The sequence below is a fragment of the Acidovorax sp. A1169 genome (assembly GCF_030704685.1).
Classification (GTDB): domain Bacteria; phylum Pseudomonadota; class Gammaproteobacteria; order Burkholderiales; family Burkholderiaceae_C; genus Acidovorax.
Window position 1 is genome coordinate 20411 of the sequence record NZ_JAUZDX010000026.1, and the last position, 21466, is coordinate 41876.

Below are 21466 nucleotides of genomic sequence, written 5' to 3' on the forward strand. Positions count from 1 at the left end.
ATGCATCGGCATGCACACGCGCGCAAGAGCCGCTCCATCGGCTGCGCCGCAGCCGGTTGCCCCCCCCTCCCCTGCTCCCTTGCACCGCCCGGCCACACCATGCCCTTGACCACCGCCACCCTGCTCTGCCTGGTCGTTGCCATCCACGATGGCGACTCTTTTCGCGCCCGCTGCGCCGATGTGACCCGCAATGAAGAGACCTTCGTCGCCGTGCGCGCCATCGATGCGCCCGAGATGCGCCAACCCTTCGGCGAGCTGTCGCACAAGAGCCTGGTCAACCTGTGCCTGATACCGCAGAAGGTCAAGCTCAGCAACATCACCGTCGACGTTTTTGGCCGCACCGTGGCCGACGTGGAATGCCAGGGCAAGGATGCTGCCACCGAGCAGCTGCGCGCCGGCATGGCCTGGTACGACCCCAAGGTGGGCCTGGGGTATGAGGCGCTGGCCGATGTGCAGCTGCGCGCCCAGGCGGCCGGGCGCGGCCTGTGGGCGCAGACCAGCCCGCTGCCGCCGTGGGACTGGCGCGAAACACGCAAGAAAAAGCCCACGGGCCCCGTGGCGGGCCCGCTCAGGTACCCCTGATACGCCCTAGGAGCGTGCGCGGCAGAAGGAGCCATCGGCTGCAACGCCCGACAAACCGGTCTCGCCGGGTATCGCCTCCGGCGCCCAGGGATCCACCCTGGGCTTGTCGGTACTACCCAGCGATCCTCGGTTTTCGAGCGTTTCGCTTCGATGCCTTCTGCCGCGCACGCTCCTAGTGGGTCAATCCAGCATCGGCCCCGCCGCACCGGCCAGCGCCAGATCAGAATCGCTGGGTTGGTGGCCCGCGCCCGCCATGCAACCGCGCACCAGCCCACGCACCAGCGCATGGCTGGCACGGGTGGGCCCGAACAGGGTGCGGTAGATGATGGGGGCCACCACGCCGTCCATGATGGCGTCCACTGCCGGCACGGCTTCGCCGCGCGCGGTGCCGCGCGCCAGCACGATCTCGATCTGGCTGGCCGTGTAGGCCGCGCACTGGCAGGGCACGGGCATCTCGCCCTGGCTGCGCCCGGCCAGCACGTCGCGCAGCATGGCCTGCCCGACCTCGGAACCCATCTCTTCAAAGAACTGCTCGGCCCAGGCCTGCAGGTCACCCTCCACGCTGCCGGTGTCCGCAGGCTCGGTGTCGGCGCGAAACCGGTCCAGCGCCACATCGGCCAGCAGCTCGGCCAAGTCGCCCCAGCGGCGGTAGATGGTGGAGGGCGTCACGCCCGCATGCGCGGCGATCAGCGGCACGGTGAGCTGCGCGCGGCCGATCTGCTCGGTGAGCTCGTGGGTGGCGCGGTGCACGGCGGCCTGCACGCGGGCGCTGCGTCCCCCGGGGCGAGGGGCTGGTCTGGGGTTCATGGCCACCATGCTAAAGCAAAAACATTGCTTTAGTGGTTTAATAAGCAAAAGCAAATTCTTTGCTTTTGTCTCGTACTGGAGCTTCCATGGCCACGAACCTCAGCGCCGCTGCTGCCACTGCGGCTGCCATCGCCCCGCCCTCCGCGCCCACACGGCGGCTCAGCCATGTCATGGCCCTGTGGCTGCTGGCCTCCATCCTGGTGGGGTTTCTGGCGGCGTCCAGCGCGCCCTCGCCGCTGTATGCGCTGTACCGCGACAGCTGGGGCTTCTCGGCGCTGACGCTGACGCTGGTCTTTGCCAGCTATGCGTTTGCACTGCTGGGCGCGGCGCTGGTGTTCGGCACCTTCTCGGACCACCGGGGCCGGCGCGAGGTGGTGCTGCTGGCGCTGGTACTGGAGATCGCCTCCACCGTGCTCTTCTGGCAGGCCGACTCGGTGGCCTGGCTGTTTTCCGCCCGCATCGTGCAAGGCCTGGCCACGGGTATCGCCACCAGCGTGCTCAGCGCAGCGCTGATCGACCTTCACACCGAGCGCGGTGCCCTGGTCAACAGCGTGGCGCCCATGCTGGGCATGGCCGTCGGGGCGCTGGGCACCAGTGCGCTGGTGCAGTTTGCGCCCACGCACACGGCGCTGGTGTTCGAGCTGCTGCTGGTGCTGTTCGTGCTGCAGACGCTGGCCGCTGTCTTCTTGCCCGAAACGGTGGTGCGCCGGCCGGGGGCCTGGCGCTCGCTGCGCCCGCGCATTGCCATACCGGCCAGCTCTCGCGCCACGCTGGTGCGCATCCTGCCGCTGAACACGGCGCTGTGGGCACTGGGCGGTTTCTACCTGTCGCTCGGCCCCACGCTGGCGCGGGTGATCACGGGCAGCCATGCGCCGTTGGTGGGCGGCGCCCTCATCTGCGCGCTGGTGCTGACCAGTGCCGTGGCCATCGCCTTCGTGCGCACGCAGCCGCCGCGGCAGGTGCTGCTGCTGGGCACCGGTGCGCTGGTGGTGGGCTTGGTGATCACGCTGGCGGGCGTGGCTCTGCATTCGACCATGGCCTTCTTCGCAGGGACGGTGGTGGCGGGGGTGGGTTTTGGCTCGGGCTTCAACGGCTCGCTGCGCAGCCTGGTGGTGACCGCCACGCCGGCAGAGCGCGGGGGCCTGATGTCGGGCTTTTTCGTGCTCAGCTACCTGGCATTCAGCCTGCCGGCCATCGTGGCCGGGCTGGCTGCGGGCAGCTTCGGGCTGCATGCCACAGCGCTGGGTTTTGGGCTGGCAGTGTTGGCACTGGGCCTGGTGGCGCTGGGGCTGATGCTGCGGCGGGCGGCGCCCTGAGCGGGGCCCATCGCCCAACCCCAATGCAGGTCAGGAGTAGATGGCCAGGCTCAGCGAGAGCGCTGCGACGATGGCAATGGCCTGGATGCCAAAGACGATTCCCAAGATAGGCATGTGGTCCTCCGTGAAGAAGGCATCAGCTTAGAACGCACTGCAACAATTGCATGCAGTCTTTTGCAAACCCGGCGGGTCAGACAATGCCTACAGGCCGAGCGCCCCCACACGCAGGGGATCACCCCATTGGTGGTTTGGCGCCCTTCTCTTTTGCATACGCTGCAACGGGGCTCCGTCCTACAAAAACGGCGTGGTGGGCTCTTTAGTATTACTCCTGTCGATACCGCATCGACACCCACCCCTCCCTTGCTGAACAGCAAGTTCACAGCCCGCCCACTGCGGGCTGTTTTTTTTGGATTGCAGTCGGTATGGCCCTGCACGTCGCTTCGGCGGTGGCCGATGCCCGGCGTCGAAGCCGTCTGACATCCAAGGGGCACGGTCTGCGCGCCAATGGGGCTACCACACCACCCCCAGAGGAGGTAGTCACCATGTCCCGTACCCACAGAACCCAGCCCGAAAAAATCCGCCCCCGCGATATCAAGCGCCGCCGCCAGTGGGAGGCCATGCAGCGTCCTGCGCGCGAAGTGCTGCTGTACCCGGAGCCGGATGCGCCGCAGTGGAAGCCATTGGGATGAGGGTGCGGGCTGGGTCTTTGGCTCAGCCCTGCTGATGGCGCGATTGCGCACTGTGGTTGCTTCTGTTCTTTTGCTGAGGGCGGAGGCCGGGGTGTGCGCCCGGCGGCGCAGTAACTTTCTCTTGGCCGCCAAGAGAAAGTCACCAAAGAGAAGGCGGCCCCCAGTCTGCGTCCCCCGTTCGCCCTGTCGGGCGAACGGGGGCAGCCTGCGATGCTCGGTCCTGGGGTGGTGCCGCAGAACTCACTGCGTTCTCCCTTCGGGCGAACTCCGTTCAAACAGCTGCGGCAAGCCAGATCACGAAGTGCGTGTGTCCTGCGGCACACGCACCCACCCCAGGCCCTGCGCTTCTCGGCGCAGCCAGCAGGGGTGGGGAGCGGGGTCAAAGACGGCTGCTGCTGCGCAGCTGCGCCTGGGGTCGGGGACGCGCGCTAGGCGCGCTGCCGACAGATGGGGCGCGATCGCTCTGGCGAGCCGAGCGCAGCGAAGGACCACAAGGCCGAGCGAAGCAATGGCCCGTGTGGAGCCCGTTCCCACCCCCTTCTGACCGTGCCGAGAAGCGCAGAAGCTGGGGTGGCGCGCGTGCCGCAGGACACGCGCATCGTCATCTGGCTCGCCGAAGCTGTTTGACCGGAGCTGCCTCGCAGAGGCAGCGCAGGGAGTTCTTCGGCGTCACCCCAGGACCGAGCATCGCAGGCTGCCCCCTCGCCACCGGCGAGGGGGACACGGGCAGCGGGGTCGCCTTTTCTTGGCCTACCTTCTTTTGGCGAAGCAAACGAACAGTAGGTGCGCCGCCGGGCGCACACCCCGGCCTCCGCACTCTGCAGGAGAGCAGAAGCAACCATCGCCCCTGCCTACACCCCCACACGAATGCGAGAATCCACCAGCCCCACCAAGCCCCCCCCCGGCAAACCCCACATCCCCATGCACTCCCCCACCCTGCACCTGCCCACTAACAACCTGCTGCGCGCCCTGACCCTGCTCCTAGCCGCCGCCCTGGCCTGCCTGGCCCTGCCCGCCCAGGCCGCACCACCCAAGTCCTACAGCAAGAACGGCATCAGCTTCCAGTACCCCACCACCTGGAAGGTGATGAGCGACGAGATCGAGAAAGACGGCGCCGGCATGCGCAGCATCGACCTCGAAGGCCCGGGCGAGGCGATCATCAGCCTGATGTTCATCCCCTTCCTGTCGGGCCAGAACATCGAGACCCTGGCCACGCGCGCCGCTGAGCACCGCGCGCAGATGGACAAGGGCGCTGCGGCCAAGGACGGCCCGGACAAGATCACCCCCACGGGCCTGGCCTCCAGCGCCATCACCCGGCGCGTGGGCGGCAAGGAAATCAAGGGCGTGCTGCAGCGCTTCGGCTACACCTCCGGGGGCGAAACCGTGCAGCTCGAAGCGCGCTTTTTCTCCATGGATTTCGGCGATGCCAGCAGCGCCAACCTCATGACCCAGTCGATGGCCGAAGATGCCAAGCAGGTGGACGCCGCCCTGGGCCTGGTGATGGACACGCTGCGCTACCGCGCCAAGCGGTAGGGGCATGTAGTAACAAGCCCTGCCCCCCTTCCCGACCTCCCCTCTTCTCCCTGACCCATGCACCGCACCATGCACCTCTGCGCAACCCAGCTCCCCACCCTCCGCGCAGCCACGCGCCGCAGCGTCACCACTGCAGCCCTCGGCCTCATGATGATGATGACGCTGCTAGCCAGCCTGGCCCAGCCCGCCCTGGCAGCGCCCAACACCACCTACAGCAAGGACGGCGTGAGCTTCGAGCACCCCGCCGGCTGGAAGGTGACCGAGGACTCGGTCGCCCAGGACGAAACCCGCCTGCGCAGCATCGACCTCGAAGGGCCCGACGAGGCCGTCGTCACCTTCATGTTCAGCCCCTTCCTGAAGGACCAGAACATCGAGGCCTTCGCAGCCAACACGGCGAAGAACCGCGCCGAATCCGCAAAAAATGCCAGCGCAGTCGCGCAGCAACTGCGCTTTGGCCCCGTGGCCTCGGCGCCCATCACCCGCACTGTGGCGGGCCAGGAGAACAAGGGCGTCTCGCAGCGCTTCGAGATCCGCCTGTTGGGCCAGAAACTGCCGCACGAGGCGCGCTTCTTCAAGGCCAACCTGGGCGAGACCACCGCCATCATCATGACCCAGGTGGCCGACGAATCCGCCAAGGCCGTGGAGCCCGGCTTCACCATGGCGCTCGATACCTTGCGCTACCGCGGCACCGGCAAGCGCTGACCGCCCACTGCAGCCCGGCCGTCCGTCACAGCGGGGCTCCACCCTCAATCCCCTCCACCGCCACCTGCAGCAGGTGCGGCGCAATGTAGCTGCGGTGCATGCGCTCGATGAGCGCCATGTACAGGCGGCCAAAGGCATTGCGGCAGGCCACACGGGTGGCCAGGGAGTATTCCACGCGTCCGTCGTCCAGGCAGCGCACGCCCACACACGAGCGAAACGCGAGGTGCCTGTCGTCCGCGCCCAGCAGCACCTGCGCGCTGCGCCCATCGGCCGCCACCTGGCTGGCATGGACGGGGTAGCGGCCGGCGAACAGCAAGCTACCCTCGGGCATGGCCTGGCCTGCCGTGGGCGGCTGCAGCGAGGACACAGGGCAAGCCAGCGGTGAGCGACGCAGCCCGAGCGGGCGTACCACGGCATTGCGCACGGCCATCATGCGCGATACACCTGGGTGCCGGTGCACGAGAAAGCTGCCCAGCAGACCGGCCAGCTGCGCCACAGCGTCCGGCGCAGCGCCTGCCGGGGACGCAGTCACCAGCGTGAAGTAGTCCTCGTGGTGCAGCGCATGGCCGGCCAGCGCCTGGCGCAGCAGGCTGTCCGCTGGCAGGCCAGGCTGCTCCTGCACGCGACTGGGCCGCAGCTCGCTCACATAGCCCCCGCCCTGCAGGGGCGCCAACACGCTCGCCAGCGCAGGGCCCAAGCGGCCCGCCTGTGCGCGGTAGTAACCGCACGCAGCCGCCAGCCAGCCGCCGGGCCGCTCGCCAAGCGAGAGCACCGTGGTGGGCACCTGCCGGGCCTGCACCGGCGCGCTGGCCAACAGGGTCTGCACGGCGTCGGGCAGCAGCTCGGTCAGCGAGGGGTTGTCGCCCTGGTCCTGCAGCACCTTGCTGCGCAACGCCGCGCTGAGCTCGCCGCCCAGCTCGTTGGTGTGGGTGGACAGGGCAAAGAACGCCGGGTGCCCGGCCTCTTGAACGCCTGGCACGAACTGGTGCCAGTTCTCGCCAGAAAAGCGCACGGTAAACAGGCAGTCCGGCGGCACATCGACATGGCGCAGCGCCCGCACAAAGGCCACCGGGTCGTGCGCGATCTCTTGCGGTGTGGCACTGGAAAAGCGCAGTTGCGCCCCGGCACTGCCCGACACTGCCGTGAACACCCGGTGCCCCGCATGCCGGTGGAAAGGGTGCCCGCCCTGCCCCACGCCAAAGCTGTAAAGCGCCGTGGCATCGCCCTTGGCGAAGTCGCTGCCGCCGAGCTTGGCAGAGGGCTCGTCCAGCGCGTCGATGAAGCGCCCGTGCCGCCCCTGGCGCGCCATCATGTCGCGGCACATGCCCGTGCCCGCACCCCGGTCCAACCGGGCCAGCAGGGTCACCTCGATGGGCAGCGCGCCCGGCCGCGTGGGCAGCGCCACAAACGGAAAGGTCGCCGTCTCGCGCGTCAACCGCAGTGCGGGGCGGGCAAGTCGCAGGGTGGCAGTGGTCGTAGTGCTGTTCATGCGTCGGCTTCCTTTTCCTGGTGGCGGCCTGGGTGTTCTGGGGAGTTCGTCAAGCTGCAAGTCCGGTAAATGGCCGGTCTGTAGATGCAGTGTATTTAGTTAATTACCTAATTGCAACCTTAACAAATGAACTACGCCATGACGGCGCAGGCCCTGTGGTCAAGACTTTCCTTAACTGCAGTCTAGTTTTATCTTGACTTGGTTTAGACATTACTAAACAATAGACCCCATGGCAGCCCCTGCGCACCGCGGCGCCAACCGATCTGATCCATTCATTCATCCATCCACCGTCCGCACGCGCCAGGGGCTGCCGCCTCCTCCTCCCCTCCGATCCCATGCCATCCGGTCACAGACCGGATGGGTTGGCCCCTTTGCCAGGAGCACCGCACCATGCGAACCGCCTTGTCCTCTGCTACCGCCGCCGCACCGTACCGCCCACCCTTCGCCGCCCCGCCGACCACCGGCATGGACAAGGGCGTGGACAGGGACAGGGCCCTGTTCTGCCGCAGCGCCAACGACCCGGTACGCGACGCGGTCCACCACCACGAAGCGCGCGCTGCAGCGTCCGATGCACAGTACGCCGCCGAAGACGTCGCCCACCGCGAAACCCTGGCCTTTGCGCGTGGCGGCGACTATGCGCGCCTGCTGTCTGCGATGGACTACCGCGACAATGACACCCGCGCCATGCACGCCCTGGTCACGTGCGCCCAGCAGGGCCATGCGCTCGCGCGCGAGGCCGTCGAGCTGCTGGCCCGCACCTGGGCCGAAACGCATACCGAGGCGGTGTGATGGACAGGCCGCAAATGCAAGGCGCCGGGCGCGCGGTCACGCCTGCCAACGCGGTTGTTCTCGTGCTCGGCGCACTGGCCATCGTGTGCACGCTGTTGTGGGCGATGCACGAGGATGCCCTGTACGAGCAGCAGCGCGCGCGCATGGCGCAGCAGGCCCTGCAGCAGCAGCAGCCACAGCCCGGCGCAGAACAGCGCCGGCATGGGGCGGCACAGTTCGTGTGCGGGCATGGGGTGGCTTACCAGTGGGTGAATGCGAACACGGTGGAGTGCTTGCGCGAAGCGACCGAGGGCGCGCCCGTTGCAGTCACCGCCAGCGGGCGCTGATGGATGGCGTGCTCGCAGGCAATCAGGCAACCAACCCTCCAGATCAACGCGCGCCAGGCGTGTCCAGCAGCGTCCCGTTGATGGCCACCATCTTCCACGACAGCAGGCCATAACGGTGGAAGACAAAGCCCACCTCGCGCCCCTCGGAGCTCACGTGCACGGTCGAGTAGTCGCGGTAGCTCACATGAAAGCGCGGCTTGTGCTGGTTGCTGCCGTTGGCGGGCTCGGCGACACCACCGCCCGTGGACGAAGGCGGTGCCGCCGCAGGTGACGCACCCGCGCTGCCCTGCAGCAGTCTCACCACGCCCGATGGCGAGACCATGGCGTCGACGGCCTGCGTGAGCATGCTCTTCACGAACGTCTGCGCCAGGTTGGCAAAGGGGTTGTCGGCAGGCACGCCGCGGGTCTTCATTTCCGCGTCCATGCGTGCGGTCAGCAGCTCCTTGACCGAGTCGCGCAGCTGCACGAAATCCACGTACTCGGACACCCTGGCTGCGTCCTTGTCGCGCACGGCGTTGGACAGGGAGTGCAGGGCCCAGTAGGGGGAGGCGTAGATGGCAGCGCCGGCTGCCACGGCGATGGTCGCTGCGAAGGCCAGGACTTTTTTCTTGCTGCTGCTTGTCGCGTTCGTCGTTGCGGTCATGTTGGTTGGTCCCTCGGTTTTTTTGGTTGTTGACTGGTCACTGGTTTCAACGTGCGGTGAGGGGTGGGGGTTTACTTGTGCTGCGTCTTGGTGTCTGTGGTTACTTCTGTTCTCTGGCAGAGGGCGGAGGCCGGGGTGTGCGCCCGGCGGCGCAGTAACTTTCTCTTGCGTCGCCAAGAGAAAGTCACCAAAGAGAAGGCGACCCCGCTGCCCGTGTCCCCCTCGCACTCCGTAAGAGGGGGCAGCCTGCGATGCTCGGTCCTGGGGTGACGCCGAAGAACTCCCTGCGCTGCCTCTGCGAGGCAGCTCCGGTCAAAAAGCTTCGGCGAGCCAGACAACGATGCGCGTGTCCTTCGGCACGCGCTCACCCCAGGCCCTGCGCTTCTCGGCACGGTCAGAAGGGGGTGGGAGCGGGCTCCACACGGGCCATTGCTTCGCTCGGCCTGGGCAGAGCGATCGCGCCAGTCTCGTCGGCAGCGCCCATCACCGACACACGGCGCAGCTGCGAAGCAGCAGCCGTGTGGTACCCGCTCCCCACCCCTGCTGGCTGCGCCGAGAAGCGCAGGAGCTGGGGTGGGTGCGTGTGCCGCAGGACACACGCACTTCGTGATCTGGCTTGCCGCAGCTGTTTGAGCGGAGTTCGAAGAACGCAGCGAGTTCTGCGGCACCACCCCAGGACCGAGCATCGCAGGTTGCCCCCGTTCGCCCGACAGGGCGAACGGGGGACGCAGACTGGGGGTCGCCTTCTCTTTGGTGACTTTCTCTTGGCGAAGCAAGAGAAAGTTACTGCGCCGCCGGGCGCACACCCCGGCCTCCGCCCTCAGCAAAAGAACCGAAGCAACCACACCCAAAACAACCAGTATCACGCACCACCACGACCAGCAAGCACCGTGCTACCGTAGCACCCCATGCTTGCCACCGCACTCATCAGCACGTTCACCATCCTCATCATCATCGGCCTGCTCGCCGCCATCTTTCTCGCCCTGCGCGATGCAAGGCGCAAGAGCAAGACCGCAGAGAGCCAGCCCCCAAACAAGCCCCCTCACCCCCTCGAATGGCTACTGCACCTGCTGCTCGCCTTCTTGTTCGCAGGCATAGGCGCCTGGCACTTCGCGCACCCCGATGAACTCATGCGTGGAGGCAACGGAATGGCCGTGATCCTCGGCCTCGCCTACCTGGCCCTTGGCCAATACGGCCCCGGCATCGCCGCCCTGGCCGCAGCGGCCGGATTTCTCGCAATCTGCGTCTGGCAATTGCGCTCGCAGGACTGAAGAAGGACAAAAAGCGATCAGGGCCTGCCAACCCCAAACCCCTGCGTCTCCTGCACCGCCCCATCATCGAACTGCAGCACCCGCTCCGGCCAGCGCAAAGCCGCCAGCTTGAAGTCGTGCCCCACCACCTTGCCGGCCTTGCGCTCCGTCCAGCGCCCACCCACGGAAAAATCCACGCAGAACACGTTGCCGCGCTGGCCGTGCCAGGCCAGCGGATGGGTGTCGGCAAACAGGTCCGCATCGCCCTTGCCCACCACGCTGCGGTCAATGGGGCGCAGGCGGCGCCAATAGTGGCCCACCACCACGGGCACATCGTCGGTGTAGGCGTCCCACCAGGCCTGGCGCTCGGTAAAACGCCAGCGCCCGCCCGCGAAGAAGGGCGAGCGCCCCGTGTTCTCCACGCCCGAGGTCAGCACCTTGAGGGGGTTGAGCATCTGCTTGTTGGCCTCATTCTCGGCATGCGCGTGCAAAAACGGCGGCTGGTGCAGGTTGTTCTCCAGGCCATGCAGCCAGTGCTCCATCTCCTGGGCCATGCGCTGCTCCAGCGCGGTCTCGCGCGCCTGGCGGCTGGCGGCATGCTCCCAGTGGTCGTACTCGCTGCGCACCGAGCCCAGGGGCAGCAGGCGCGCCGCCTCGATCTGCACCTCCTGCCAGGCGGCGTGCACCACGCGCAGGTCCTCGCGCTCCAGCGCAATCGGCAGCACCGACAGAAACTCCACGATGGAGCGGCGCTGCGCGGGCGTGGGCCGCGCCGAGGGGGCGTACTTGTCGTGGTCGCGCACCATGCGCGCGTCGAAGAACCAGCCCGACCCGTCCTTGGCATCCTCGCGCAGCAGGTTGATCTCGTGGTTGCCCAGCACCGCCACCGCGCGGCCTGCCTGCACCAGGCGCTGCGCCAACGCCAGCACGGCCGGGCTGTCCGGGCCCCGGTCGCAGAAGTCGCCCACGAAGACCAGCGTGCGCCCCTCGGCATGCCGGCCTTCGCCGTCGTAGCCCAGGTGGCCGAGCAACTGCACCAGCGCCTGGTACTCGCCGTGGATGTCGCCCACGATGTCGAGTGGGCCGTCGGGCAGGGGTTGGATCAGGCTCATGGGGGCAACAGGCTCCTGGGGTGTCGTCGTCGATGGGGGGAGGTGGTCATGCCGCTGTCGCAACAATGCCGTCAGCATACCCGCCCGCAATGCGCCCGGGCGCCAACAGGCGCCGGCATGCCCGGGGTTCGGGCCGCAGCATCCTCCATAATCCTCGCCCATGCCCCTGGACCACTGGATCGAACAAACGCTGTTTCTGGCCTACCGCTGGGCAGATTACGCCCTGCTCAATCTCATGGACGACCCCGCCCTGCTGGCGCTGGTGTTCTGTTGAGGGCTGGCTCCGGCCACCGCAGGCCGCGGCCAGCCGGCACTACCCAGCCAGGTCATTCCCATTGCAGGTAGACCCAGGCGCACAGGGCCAGGCCCACGCCCCACAGCAACCATGCGCGGGTGACGAAGTACGGGTAGAACATCAGCACCGCCCCGCTCCAGGTCAGCACCGGCAGCGTTTGCTTGCGCCCGCGGCGCCACACGCCCCAGCCGATGAGGCTGAAAACCAGCGAGCCGATGAGATAGGCCGGGCTCGGCATCTGCAGGCCCAGCCCCTGGAGGAGCGCAAGTTCGTTCATGGCGTGACCACCTCGCCAGCCACGATGGCCAGCCCATGGTGGTGAGAGCGACGCCAGGCCGATAAGTTGCGCCCGCAGCGCCCAGTTGGCACTCTGGCTGCAGCTTACCCCTGCAGCCCCTGCACCCAACTGCGCGGCGCCTGCCCCACCACCTGCGTGAACGCGCGCGAGAACGATGACGCGCTGGCATAACCCAGCTGCTCGGCCGCGGCCTTGACCGGGGTGCCGCCGCGCAGCAGGGTCTGCGCAATCGCCATGCGCCACTGGGCCAGGTAGTCGGCCGGCGGCTGGCCCACGTGGGTGCGAAAGGCAGCGGCGAAGGCGCTGCGCGACATGCCGGCCTGTGCGGCCATGGTGTCCAGCGTCCAGTCGGCCTCGGGCCGCTCGTGCAGGGCCACCAGGGTGCGCGCCAGGCGCGGCTCGGCCAGGCCGGTGAGCAGGCCGGGGGGCAACTCGGTCTCGCCCGTGTGGTCCAGCAGCCAGCGCAAGAGCTGGATCACCAGCACCTCGAACAGGCGGTCGGCCAGCAGGCGCTGGCCGCAGCGCAGGCGCTCGGTCTCGGCAAACAGCAGCGCCAGCGTGTGTTCGAGCCCATCCACTTCGCGCAGCGGCAGCACCAGCAGCGGGGGCAGCGCGCGCACCAGTGGGTGGCTGTCGCCGCCGTCGAAGTCGAGCGTGGCGCAGACGAAATCGGCCCCGTCCACCGGCGCGTTGTGAAAGTCGTGCGCCAGCGGGCGCGGGTAGAACAGCAGCGTGGGCTCGGTCACCTGCAGCCGGCGCTTGACGCCGCGTGCGCGGTGCGTGACCTCCATCTCGCCGCTGCGCAGCACGTGCAGAAACCCCCGCCCCGGCTGCGCTGCGAAGTGCGTGACGCCGCACAGCGGCCCCGCGTGGAACAGGTGCGCGCGCAGGCGAAAGCGTTCGAGCAAGGCAGACAGCCGGTCGACGGGTTGCGGGGACGGCGGCAGTGGGGCATTCATGGCGGCGGGGCCCATACAGGACGAAATGGCATGTTTAAAGGATTCAATGCGACATATTTTACTGCGTTGCGGCGGAAACTTCATTCCACGGTTTCTGCAGCAGTCACAGACAAGTGCAGGCGCCGCGACAAGCCCCATCGACACCACACAAGGAAAGTCAGCAATGCGACACACCTCCCGCAGCAGCCTCCTGCACCGCGCCGCCACCGCTCTGGCCTTGGCAGCCCTGGCCTGCAGCGCCAGCGCCCACGACGCGCACCACGACAAGTCGCACAAGCCCGGCGCCAAGGACGCCCACACCGGCGGCATCCGCACCGCACCGGCGCCCAAGGTCAAACCGGCGTTCGACATCTTCCACACCCGCATCAGCACCGAGGGCAACACCGCCATCTTTCACGTCGCTGTATCGGGCAAGGCCGGCGCTACCAAGCCCGCCCAATCGGGCAAGCTGGCCGGCAGCTCCGTGTTCTCGTACGTCTGGCCAACCACGCTCGACCCCGCCACCGTGGGCTTCGAGCCCAAGGCCGGCATCCTGGCGTTCGCCGTTACCTCGCACCCCGACTTCGACGACACGCCGCTGTTCGACGAGAACGGCGACGGCAACCCCGCCAACGATGGCGGCGTGTGGCACTCGCACTGGGTGGTGCTGCAGCCCGACGACGCCTGCGGCAAGGGCAACCTGAAGGTGGTGGACATCCCCGCCGGCGCCAAGCCCCGCCTCCCCAAGACCTGGCCCGGCCTGCCCATCCTGATCGACAGCCCCGGCTGGCACCCGCATTTCAGCGGCCAGACGCTGGAGGTGAAGGTGCCCTTCGACGACATCGGCGCCGTGCAAGCCGCCTCGTTCGACGGCGTGGCCGCCGTGCTGCGCGTGAACGCCAGTGTGCATGCGCCACTGCTGTGCGTGCCGGATGTGATGAAGGTCGCCTCAGGCGACCTCTCCCTGCCCGGAAAAGTAGACCGCTGATTCCTTCCCCATCCACTTCTCTTCCGTTACCCACTTTGACACAGGAACCACCACCATGAACCGCATTCCCCTGATCGACCGCGCATCCGCCCCCACCAACGTCGCCGGCACGCTCGACGCCATCCACGGCGCCTTTGGCGCCACGCCCAACATGTTCCGCACGGTGGCCCAGTCGCCCGCTGCGCTCAACGCCATGTGGGGCTTCTTCGGTGCGCTGGGCAACGGCGGCAGCATCGACGCGCAACTCGGCGAGAAGATCGCCGTGGCCGTCGCCAACCGCAACGACTGCCACTACTGCCTGGCCGCCCACACCGCCCTGGGCCGCAAGGCCGGCGCCAGCGCCGCCGAGATGGGCGCGGCGCAGACCGGCCAGTCCGACGACCCGCGCACCGCCGCCGCCCTGGCCTTTGCCCTGAAGCTCGTGGAAGCCCGCGGCAAGGTGACCGAGGCCGACGTGCAGGCCCTGCGCAGCGCCGGCTTCAGCGACGGCCAGTTGGTGGAAATCGTGGCGCATGTGGCGCTCAACCTGTTCACCAACTATGTGAACGTGGCGTTCGCGGTGCCGGTGGACTTTCCGTCGGTGGCGCTGCGCCGCTGAGAAACCGCTGACATTGCCTGGCGCCTTGCACCTGCCGGATGCGGCCGCAGGGGCAAGTGGCCGCCCGGGGCCGGCAGGCCTTGCTACAGCCGGAAGAACGCCACCGTCTCCACCAGGTCGCGCGCCTGGTGGTTGAGGCTGCTGGCGGCTGCGGCCATCTCTTCGACCAGCGCCGCATTCTGCTGCGTGACCTGGTCCATCTGGGTGACTGCGTCGCCCACCTGCGACACACCCTGGCTCTGCTCGGTGCTGGCAGCGCTGATCTCGCCCATGAGATCGGTCACGCGGCGCACGGCCCCCACCACCTCGGTCATCGTGGCACCCGCCTGCTCCACCAACGCAGACCCCTGGCTCACGCGCTCCACGCTATCGCTGATCAGCGTCTTGATCTGCTTGGCCGCGTCGGCCGAGCGGCTTGCCAGGCTGCGCACTTCCGATGCGACGACGGCGAAGCCACGGCCCTGTTCGCCGGCACGCGCAGCTTCCACTGCGGCATTCAAGGCCAGTATGTTGGTCTGGAAGGCAATCCCGTCGATCACGCTGATGATGTCGGCAATCTTGCGGCTGCTGTCGTTGATGCCCTTCATGGTGCTCACCACCTGGCCCACCACCTCGCCCCCGCGCACAGCCACGCTCGAGGCGCTCATTGCCAGCTGGTTCGCCTGGCGCGCATTGTCCGCGTTCTGCTTGACGGTGGCGTTGAGCTCCTCCATCGAAGCTGCCGTCTGCTGCAGGGCGCTGGCCTGCTGCTCGGTGCGCGCGGACAGGTCGTTGTTGCCCTGCGATATCTCGGTGGACGCGGTCGAGACGTTCTCGGACCCCTCACGCACTTGGCGCACCACGCCCGCCAGGCTCTGCTGCATGCCCGACAAGGCCTGCAGCAACTGGGCCATCTCGTCCCGGCCCTGGGCGGAGATGCCGATGGCCAGGTTGCCCTGGCTGATTTGCTGCGCAGCCTGAACCGCCTGCATCACCGGGGTGGTGATGGAGCGTGTGGCCCAAGTGGCAAACACAGCGCCCAGCAGCACGGAGACAGCCGCTGCGATACCCAGGGCCCACTGGCTCGACACGGTGTCAGCAATGATCTGCTGCTCGAACTCATTGAGCTGATCCTCGGTGTACTTGGCCACAGCAGCCAGGGACTGCAGGTACTGGTCGGCCAACGGCCGCAGGTCGCGGTCCACCAGGGCAGAGACCTCGTCTCCCGCCTTCTTGCGCTCAAGCAACTGCGCTCGCGCGCCGACATAGCCAGCGCGGGTCTTGGCCACCTCGGCCAGCAACTGCTTGCCCTTGGCGTCATCGACGAGCATTTCTTCCAGCCGCTTTTGCGCCTCGCTGGCCTTACCGGAGGTGGCTGTCATGTCCTCGCCCAGCGCCTTGACATAGCCTGTATCGCTGGACTTGAGCGAAGCCGACGCACGCACCCAGTTCAGGTCGATGGCAGCCTTCCAGCTTTGGGCCAGGGCGTTGCGCTCCAGCTCCACGGTGGCGATGCGCTCGCTGGCATTCTTGAGTTCGGCAAGGCGCCATATGCCGACCATGGTGATCAGCGCAGTGACCAGCAGTACCAGGCCAAACGCCAGGCCCAGACGGGTTCCAATTGAGAGACGGTTCATAGATTGCAGTCGATTGATGAATGGAAGTCCGTCGCCAGAACGCCTGGAGAGGACTGTGCGCCACAGTTTATCTGTTTTTATCATTTTTATCAATAAGACACGCACAAGAAATTTTGGTGCTGTGGATGACACAGACCCGGCTGAACAAGCAGGTATCAAGAGAAGGCGCAATTCAGGGGGGGAAAAGCGCTGTTTGGCACGTATTTGATGGCCAAAAATGGCTTCCGAGGTCACCGACGCGCAACCACGTGGTGCAAGGGTGCCCACAAGGTGCTAAAAATATAGTGAAAAATGGCATTGACAATCATTTTCAACAATTTTTAGCAGCTCGGTCTGGTTTTGCGACAGCACCCGTGTCAAAAGCGCAGGCGCCTGGCGCTAGGAGCGTGCGCGGCAGAAGGCATCGAAGCGAAACGTCCGAAAACCGGGGATCGCTGGGTAGTACCGACAAGCCCAGGGTGGCCCCCTGGGCGCCGGAGGTGATACCCGGCGAGACCGGTTTGTCGGGCGTTGCAGCCGATGCTCCTTCTGCCGCGCACGCTCCTAGAGAGCGTGCTCACCACTTCCGCCGTAGCCTGGGAGAAGGCGGAGCCGAGTGCCAGGGATTCTTCGGCTTCGCGAAAGCGCTTGTGCTTGATCAGCTCGCCCACCCGCCCGACCACCCGGTAGAAGTGCGCGTGGCGGCAGACCAGCTTCACAAACATGCTGCGCCGGGACAGGCGCTGGGCAACGCCGTAGGTTCATACAACCAGGGCCCCACAATCGCCACGCTCCTGTGGAGCATGCCGCCTCGCCCATACGGGGGATAGAAGGGCCGCAATGCACTGCCGACAATGAACAATGGTTACATGCACTTGGCTGGTGCATCGGCATCACCCAGAACAGGAAGGCAGCGGCGCATGCTCAGCAATGCCCACGACGAGTTCAACCATTTGCTTCTGGCGCTGTACCGCCTGTCGCTGGAATGCCCCCTGCACCAGTTCCAGGACGAGGCCTTGCGGCTGGTGCGCCGCAGCCTGGTGTTTGATTCGTGCATGTGGGGCACAGCCACCCAGGCGGCAACAGGCATCGACATCCACACCATCCACCTGCACAACCAGCCGCAGGAAATGCTGGCTGCCTACGAGGCTATCAAGCACCTGGACACGGCAGCGGCAGAGGTGGCCAAATTCACCACCACCACCCTGTCCTTCCACACAGCGTCATGCTTTTCGGCGCGATCCCAGCGTGCGCTAGTGGACTACGGCAAGCGCTTTGAGCAGCAGAACTTCTTCATCAGCTCGACCCAGAACCGCGAAACCAGGTTCACCCACTGGGTCAGCCTGTTCCGGGCCAGCCCCGACGCACACGGCACCGAGCAGGAACGGCAACTGCTTGCTGCCGTGGCGCCACACCTTCGGCAGGCGCTTGAGCACAACCGCATACTGCACCTGGGCCGGCTGCACCACCAGTTGGCGCCGTGCGCCGGATTGGCGATTGCCGATGCGCGCGGCATCCTGCACCATGCAGACTCCCACTTCGAGGATTTACTACGGGCCGAATGGGCGCACTGGAAGCCGCCCGCACTCCCCGGCGTGGTGGTACAGCACTTTGGAAGTGGACAGCCCAAATTCTGCGGCCGCCTGAGTGTCGTGAGCTGCCGCCCCGAACGCGGCCTGCTGTTTCTGCACGCCCGGCCTCGCCACCGAGCCGACGACCTCACGCCCAGGGAGCTGACAGTGGCCCGGCTCATGGCCAAGGGAGACACCCACAAACAGGTCGCCGCAGAACTCGGTCGTGCGCCCGCCACGGTACGCAACCACATGCAGGCCATCTACGGCAAGCTGGAGGTCAACAGCATCGCCGGGCTCATCGAAGAGCTGCGGCGGGTGGCTGCGTAACTGCGTGGCATTGCGCGATTCTGCCTTCACCACAGCGCAGCAAAAATGATGCATTTGCACCATTCTCCATGCTGTAACGGTTGCATACATTTTTCCCTGTGCGCTGCATTGGCGGCGCCCATTCAAAGGAGAAACGACCGTGCCGACAACCATCCCATCCCACGCCCGCCAGTTCGCGCTGACCGCGACCATGGGCATGCTCGCCCTGAGCCCTCTGGGCCTTTCGGCCGCACCGCGCGTGCCCACCGCAAACGAGCTGTTCGACTGGGCTCAGACTTCACTGCCCACGGTTTTTCCAGGCACCCAGGCCAGCGTGGTGGCACCCGGCTTCTCCTACCGGGGCCCGTACTCCACCGGCAACTACGTCGGAGTGGAAGGCAGCACCGTCTACGTACTGGGCCCCGCCACGGGCAATGCATTGCAGGCGGTGGGCGCCCTGGGTGACTTTGCGTGCAGCGTGCACCCCAGCAGCTGCGTCTCCAGCGACACACCGGCCAAGGCGACAACCTTCCTGGCGGGTCTGGATGCGCTGTACGCCACCGGCCTGCCCGCCACCGGCGCGCAAGCCTATGCACACCATGACACCTGCTACTTCCACAACGGCGCGACCCGCGCCAGCGAAGTGGCGCGCTTCGATACCGACGCCGAGGCACGCGCCAACCTGGCCCGCCGCGTGGGCGCCAGGCGCACGGATGTCGAAGTGCTGGCCGAGCGCAACACCACCAATGCAGACGGCAGCGCGCGCCGCGAGATCGATGTGCGCTACAACCTCAGCTTTGCCGACGGCATGGTGCAGCGCGGCCTTACCGAAACCCTGATTCAGGGCAGTTCGGCCGGCACATCGACGGTAGCGGGTGCCTGCGCCATGGCCCAGAACTCGCAGGACCTTCGGCTGCTGGGCAACTAGCGCATCGTGGGCTTCAATCTCTCTTCGATCAGCACGGTGTTCAACCGCTTCAAACTGGCCGACGGCACGCCCCAGTCCCCCGCACGGCGCTTTCGCAGCGAGGTCAGGTTCACCGTGACAGACCCCAGCGCCACCGCCACCTATGCCACCGTCTCCGGGCCAGGGATCGCTGGCGCCTACAAGCTGGTATCGCCCCGCCTGCTGGCAACGGCACCCGAATTCGCAGGCAAGCCAGGCAACACGCAAGACCCGCTGCCCGAGGACTCGTTCAGGCTCTGCTGGGCCGCCGGATCTGCCGGCCTGGCCGACGCAGCCGTGGCCGACTGCACCCAGAACGGCGCCGAGCTCAACGCGCTGCGCGTGCAGAACACCGATGCGGCCGCGCTGGACCAGGCGTTTGGAGCCCTGGGATTCACGGCAGGGGGCACCTACACGCTCAAGGTGTATGCCGATGATGGCTGGAAGACCGTGAACGGCCAGGCCGGCAAAACGCCCATTGCCACCTACCAGACCCGCCTTGCCGCGCTGCCAGAAAGTGCCGCAGCGCTGGCGGCTGGCACGTCCGTCAATTATCTGGAAGCGACGCTGTCGCTCACGCCTGTGGACATCGCAACCGCCGTGCGCAACAAAACGGCGGCGGCGCTGCAGGCAACGATAGTGAAGCCGGCCAAAGCCAGCACGCCGCTGCGCCTGGACAATGTCTACACCTTCGAGCAGGGCCGGGTCACCGCCTCCAACGCCTACCCCCTGGTGCGAATCGAACGCACGACCTATCCGGCATCCAACGCAACCTCGGTGAATGCCGGCATTGGCGTACCACCCCAGAAAATGGTTCTCCCGACCACCGCCTAGTTGGGCATCAGCTACAACGACCTCAATGGCCGGGCCGTGCGCAGCGTGGTCACCTTCGACTGATTCTTACTCTTCAGGCTTGGCGGGTGGACGGTGCAACCGCGCGCCGTTCACCCGCTTTTTTCGTTGTGAGGCACGCAAGAAGCTGCCCGCCGCTGAGGCAATGCCGACAGCCACGGCTGGCGAGGGTCGTGCGGTCGGCACTCACCCTGCTCCCGATGCCGTCCTACGCACCCCGGCGGGCCAGCACGTAGACTGCCTGCTTCCCGTGCCCTGCCTGGGCACGGATTGCTGCAGCAGCGCACAAGCCCATGCCATGACCCCACCTCCCCGCCACACCCCCAACCGAGACCTCACCCAGGGCCCCATCGCCCGCACGCTGATCGCCTTTGCGCTGCCGGTGCTGGGTGCCAACGTGCTGCAGTCGCTCAATGGCTCGGTCAACGCGATCTGGATCGGCAACCTGCTGGGCGAAGAGGCGCTCACCGCCACCTCCAACGCCAACCTGGTGCTCTTTTTGCTGCTGGGCGCGGTGTTCGGTGTGTCGATGGCGGCCACCATCCTCATCGGGCAGGCCTACGGCGCGCGCGACATCGAGCGCGCCAAGTGCGTGGTGGGCACGGGCGCCACCTTCTTCCTGGCCGTATCGGCGCTGATAGCGGCCGCCGGCTGGGTGTGGACGCCCGAGATCCTGGGCCTGCTCAAGACACCCGAGGCCGCCCTGCCCTTGGCCGTGGCCTACCTGCGCGTGATCTTCGTGGCGGTGCCGATCATGAATTCCTTTGCCTTCGCCATGGCCGTGCTGCGCGGCTCGGGCGATTCGCGCACGCCGTTTTATTTCATGGCCTTGTCGGTCGCCATCGACGTGGCCTTGAACCCGCTCTTGATCCGCGGCGCGGGGCCGCTGCCGGCCCTGGGCATCGCCGGTTCGGCCCTGGCCACGCTGCTGGCGCAGGGCATCAGCTTCACCGGCCTGCTGGTGCTGCTGGCCCGGCGCCACCACCCGCTGTTGCCGGGGCGGCACGAGCTCTCGCACTTTCGCCCCCGGCCGCAGCTGTTGCGCACCATCGTGGTCAAGGGCGTGCCCATGGGGCTGCAGATGATCGTGATCTCGTCCGCCGCGCTGGTGATGATGGGCCTGGTCAACGGCTATGGCGTGCAGACCGCAGCGGCCTATGGCGTGGCCGCGCAGCTGTGGACCTATGTGCAGATGCCGGCCCTGGCCACAGGTGCGGCGGTTTCGTCCATGGCCGCGCAGAACGTGGGCGCCGGCCGCTGGGACCGCGTGGAGCAGATCGCGCGCGCGGGCGTGCTGTTCAACCTGCTGCTCACCGGCGCGCTGGTGCTGCTGCTCTATGCAGCCGACCGCTACGCGCTGGGCCTGTTCCTGCCGGGCGACAGCGGCGCCATCGGCGTGGCGGTGCACATCAACAACGTGGCCAGCTGGTCGTTCGTGCTGTTCGGGGTGACCATCGTGATCTTCGGCGTGGTGCGCGCCACGGGTGCGGTGCTGCCGCCGCTCATCATCCTGTTCATATCCATGCTGCTGGTGCGCGTGCCCTTTGCCTGGGGCCTGCAGGATGCCTGGGGCGCCGAGGCCGTGTGGTGGAGCTTTCCGCTGGGCTCGGTCACCTCGGTGGTGCTGGCGGGGCTGTACTACCGCTATGGCGGCTGGCGCAGAAACTCGCTGGCGGCCCGGCCCCTGAAGGAAGAAGACCTGCCCGCCACCGGCACCGCGGCCGATACCGGCGTGGCCATGCCGGCGATGGACCGCGAGGCGAACTACGACGGCGCGGCCGCTACTGCAGGCACCAAACCTTAAAGCCCCGCAGCGGGCCCGGCCCATGGGCTGGGGG

The 21466-nt window shown here is 67.1% G+C and carries 21 protein-coding genes; 14 read left to right on the plus strand and 7 right to left on the minus strand.

The window, feature by feature from the left end:
- Positions 1-99: 99 nt before the first annotated feature.
- Positions 100-582, plus strand: a complete 483-nt coding sequence (locus QYL93_RS28110) for a thermonuclease family protein (protein ID WP_305746762.1) — start codon at positions 100-102, stop codon at positions 580-582.
- 180 nt (positions 583-762) lie between these two features.
- Here QYL93_RS28110 and QYL93_RS28115 read toward each other — a convergent pair whose 3' ends face one another.
- On the minus strand, positions 763-1389 hold the full coding sequence (locus QYL93_RS28115; protein ID WP_305746763.1) for a TetR/AcrR family transcriptional regulator: 627 nt from the start codon (positions 1387-1389) through the stop codon (positions 763-765).
- An 86-nt stretch (positions 1390-1475) separates the two neighbouring features.
- Here QYL93_RS28115 and QYL93_RS28120 point away from each other — a divergent pair, with 86 nt between their 5' ends.
- The 4 genes from QYL93_RS28120 (at position 1476) to QYL93_RS28135 (ending at position 5629) form a co-directional block, all read left to right on the plus strand.
- Positions 1476-2705: an MFS transporter gene (locus QYL93_RS28120; RefSeq protein WP_305746764.1), complete on the plus strand. Its 1230-nt coding sequence runs from the start codon at positions 1476-1478 to the stop codon at positions 2703-2705.
- A 542-nt stretch (positions 2706-3247) separates the two neighbouring features.
- Entirely contained in the window at positions 3248-3394 is a 147-nt protein-coding gene (locus QYL93_RS28125; protein WP_179679631.1) for a hypothetical protein, read from the plus strand.
- A 921-nt stretch (positions 3395-4315) separates the two neighbouring features.
- Positions 4316-4927: a hypothetical protein gene (locus QYL93_RS28130; protein ID WP_305746765.1), complete on the plus strand. Its 612-nt coding sequence runs from the start codon at positions 4316-4318 to the stop codon at positions 4925-4927.
- Positions 4928-4996: 69 nt separating this feature from the next.
- Positions 4997-5629 carry a hypothetical protein gene (locus QYL93_RS28135; protein ID WP_305746766.1) on the plus strand — a complete coding sequence of 211 codons (633 nt, stop codon included), beginning with the start codon at positions 4997-4999 and terminating at the stop codon, positions 5627-5629.
- Between the two features lie 25 nt (positions 5630-5654).
- On the opposite strand, the gene QYL93_RS28140 is transcribed toward QYL93_RS28135, so the two are convergent.
- Positions 5655-7118 (minus strand): DUF2867 domain-containing protein, encoded by a 1464-nt coding sequence (locus tag QYL93_RS28140; protein WP_305746767.1) that lies wholly within the window; start codon positions 7116-7118, stop codon positions 5655-5657.
- A gap of 390 nt (positions 7119-7508) precedes the next feature.
- On the opposite strand from QYL93_RS28140, the gene QYL93_RS28145 reads away from it, so the two are divergent.
- Both QYL93_RS28145 and QYL93_RS28150 read left to right on the plus strand, forming a co-directional pair.
- Entirely contained in the window at positions 7509-7907 is a 399-nt protein-coding gene (locus QYL93_RS28145; protein ID WP_305746768.1) for a hypothetical protein, read from the plus strand.
- Entirely contained in the window at positions 7907-8233 is a 327-nt protein-coding gene (locus QYL93_RS28150; protein WP_305746769.1) for a hypothetical protein, read from the plus strand. Before QYL93_RS28145 ends, QYL93_RS28150 begins: the two co-directional genes overlap by 1 nt.
- 43 nt (positions 8234-8276) lie before the next feature.
- On the opposite strand, the gene QYL93_RS28155 is transcribed toward QYL93_RS28150, so the two are convergent.
- Positions 8277-8876, minus strand: a complete 600-nt coding sequence (locus QYL93_RS28155) for a DUF2939 domain-containing protein (protein WP_305746770.1) — start codon at positions 8874-8876, stop codon at positions 8277-8279.
- Positions 8877-9784: 908 nt separating this feature from the next.
- Between QYL93_RS28155 and QYL93_RS28160 the strand changes: the two genes are divergently transcribed.
- Positions 9785-10147: a hypothetical protein gene (locus tag QYL93_RS28160; protein ID WP_305746771.1), complete on the plus strand. Its 363-nt coding sequence runs from the start codon at positions 9785-9787 to the stop codon at positions 10145-10147.
- Between the two features lie 17 nt (positions 10148-10164).
- Here the strand turns inward: QYL93_RS28160 and QYL93_RS28165 are convergent, their stop codons facing one another.
- From QYL93_RS28165 to QYL93_RS28175, 3 genes are all read right to left on the minus strand, one after another.
- On the minus strand, positions 10165-11238 hold the full coding sequence (locus tag QYL93_RS28165) for a metallophosphoesterase (protein ID WP_305746772.1): 1074 nt from the start codon (positions 11236-11238) through the stop codon (positions 10165-10167).
- Between the two features lie 326 nt (positions 11239-11564).
- A complete protein-coding gene (locus tag QYL93_RS28170) occupies positions 11565-11810 on the minus strand; it encodes a hypothetical protein (protein ID WP_305746773.1) in 246 nt (81 codons plus the stop codon).
- A gap of 104 nt (positions 11811-11914) precedes the next feature.
- On the minus strand, positions 11915-12790 hold the full coding sequence (locus tag QYL93_RS28175) for an AraC family transcriptional regulator (protein WP_305746774.1): 876 nt from the start codon (positions 12788-12790) through the stop codon (positions 11915-11917).
- A gap of 163 nt (positions 12791-12953) precedes the next feature.
- Between QYL93_RS28175 and QYL93_RS28180 the strand changes: the two genes are divergently transcribed.
- A complete protein-coding gene (locus QYL93_RS28180) occupies positions 12954-13757 on the plus strand; it encodes a hypothetical protein (RefSeq protein WP_305746775.1) in 804 nt (267 codons plus the stop codon).
- Positions 13758-13812: 55 nt separating this feature from the next.
- On the plus strand, positions 13813-14355 hold the full coding sequence (locus QYL93_RS28185; RefSeq protein WP_305746776.1) for a carboxymuconolactone decarboxylase family protein: 543 nt from the start codon (positions 13813-13815) through the stop codon (positions 14353-14355).
- 83 nt (positions 14356-14438) lie between these two features.
- On the opposite strand, the gene QYL93_RS28190 is transcribed toward QYL93_RS28185, so the two are convergent.
- Positions 14439-15971, minus strand: a complete 1533-nt coding sequence (locus QYL93_RS28190) for a methyl-accepting chemotaxis protein (RefSeq protein ID WP_305746777.1) — start codon at positions 15969-15971, stop codon at positions 14439-14441.
- 899 nt (positions 15972-16870) lie between these two features.
- Here QYL93_RS28190 and QYL93_RS28195 point away from each other — a divergent pair.
- From QYL93_RS28195 to QYL93_RS28210, 4 genes are all read left to right on the plus strand, one after another.
- Positions 16871-17851 carry a LuxR C-terminal-related transcriptional regulator gene (locus tag QYL93_RS28195; protein WP_305746778.1) on the plus strand — a complete coding sequence of 327 codons (981 nt, stop codon included), beginning with the start codon at positions 16871-16873 and terminating at the stop codon, positions 17849-17851.
- A gap of 139 nt (positions 17852-17990) precedes the next feature.
- Positions 17991-18758 carry a hypothetical protein gene (locus QYL93_RS28200; RefSeq protein WP_305746779.1) on the plus strand — a complete coding sequence of 256 codons (768 nt, stop codon included), beginning with the start codon at positions 17991-17993 and terminating at the stop codon, positions 18756-18758.
- A gap of 6 nt (positions 18759-18764) precedes the next feature.
- Positions 18765-19610 carry a hypothetical protein gene (locus QYL93_RS28205; RefSeq protein WP_305746780.1) on the plus strand — a complete coding sequence of 282 codons (846 nt, stop codon included), beginning with the start codon at positions 18765-18767 and terminating at the stop codon, positions 19608-19610.
- A gap of 316 nt (positions 19611-19926) precedes the next feature.
- A complete protein-coding gene (locus tag QYL93_RS28210) occupies positions 19927-21432 on the plus strand; it encodes an MATE family efflux transporter (protein WP_305746781.1) in 1506 nt (501 codons plus the stop codon).
- Positions 21433-21466 lie beyond the last annotated feature (34 nt).

What these genes read in the sequence shown, in the direction of transcription:
- QYL93_RS28145 (WP_305746768.1), top strand. Translation starts at nt 7,509, where the DNA reads ATGCGAACCGCCTTGTCCTCTGCTACCGCCGCCGCACCGTACCGCCCA.
- QYL93_RS28110 (WP_305746762.1), top strand. Translation starts at nt 100, where the DNA reads ATGCCCTTGACCACCGCCACCCTGCTCTGCCTGGTCGTTGCCATCCAC.
- QYL93_RS28165 (WP_305746772.1), bottom strand. Translation starts at nt 11,238, where the DNA reads ATGAGCCTGATCCAACCCCTGCCCGACGGCCCACTCGACATCGTGGGC.
- QYL93_RS28210 (WP_305746781.1), top strand. Translation starts at nt 19,927, where the DNA reads ATGACCCCACCTCCCCGCCACACCCCCAACCGAGACCTCACCCAGGGC.
- QYL93_RS28185 (WP_305746776.1), top strand. Translation starts at nt 13,813, where the DNA reads ATGAACCGCATTCCCCTGATCGACCGCGCATCCGCCCCCACCAACGTC.
- QYL93_RS28140 (WP_305746767.1), bottom strand. Translation starts at nt 7,118, where the DNA reads ATGAACAGCACTACGACCACTGCCACCCTGCGACTTGCCCGCCCCGCA.
- QYL93_RS28155 (WP_305746770.1), bottom strand. Translation starts at nt 8,876, where the DNA reads ATGACCGCAACGACGAACGCGACAAGCAGCAGCAAGAAAAAAGTCCTG.
- QYL93_RS28190 (WP_305746777.1), bottom strand. Translation starts at nt 15,971, where the DNA reads ATGAACCGTCTCTCAATTGGAACCCGTCTGGGCCTGGCGTTTGGCCTG.
- QYL93_RS28180 (WP_305746775.1), top strand. Translation starts at nt 12,954, where the DNA reads ATGCGACACACCTCCCGCAGCAGCCTCCTGCACCGCGCCGCCACCGCT.
- QYL93_RS28125 (WP_179679631.1), top strand. Translation starts at nt 3,248, where the DNA reads ATGTCCCGTACCCACAGAACCCAGCCCGAAAAAATCCGCCCCCGCGAT.
- QYL93_RS28170 (WP_305746773.1), bottom strand. Translation starts at nt 11,810, where the DNA reads ATGAACGAACTTGCGCTCCTCCAGGGGCTGGGCCTGCAGATGCCGAGC.
- QYL93_RS28120 (WP_305746764.1), top strand. Translation starts at nt 1,476, where the DNA reads ATGGCCACGAACCTCAGCGCCGCTGCTGCCACTGCGGCTGCCATCGCC.
- QYL93_RS28135 (WP_305746766.1), top strand. Translation starts at nt 4,997, where the DNA reads ATGCACCTCTGCGCAACCCAGCTCCCCACCCTCCGCGCAGCCACGCGC.
- QYL93_RS28130 (WP_305746765.1), top strand. Translation starts at nt 4,316, where the DNA reads ATGCACTCCCCCACCCTGCACCTGCCCACTAACAACCTGCTGCGCGCC.
- QYL93_RS28150 (WP_305746769.1), top strand. Translation starts at nt 7,907, where the DNA reads ATGGACAGGCCGCAAATGCAAGGCGCCGGGCGCGCGGTCACGCCTGCC.
- QYL93_RS28115 (WP_305746763.1), bottom strand. Translation starts at nt 1,389, where the DNA reads ATGAACCCCAGACCAGCCCCTCGCCCCGGGGGACGCAGCGCCCGCGTG.
- QYL93_RS28160 (WP_305746771.1), top strand. Translation starts at nt 9,785, where the DNA reads ATGCTTGCCACCGCACTCATCAGCACGTTCACCATCCTCATCATCATC.
- QYL93_RS28175 (WP_305746774.1), bottom strand. Translation starts at nt 12,790, where the DNA reads ATGAATGCCCCACTGCCGCCGTCCCCGCAACCCGTCGACCGGCTGTCT.
- QYL93_RS28195 (WP_305746778.1), top strand. Translation starts at nt 16,871, where the DNA reads ATGCTCAGCAATGCCCACGACGAGTTCAACCATTTGCTTCTGGCGCTG.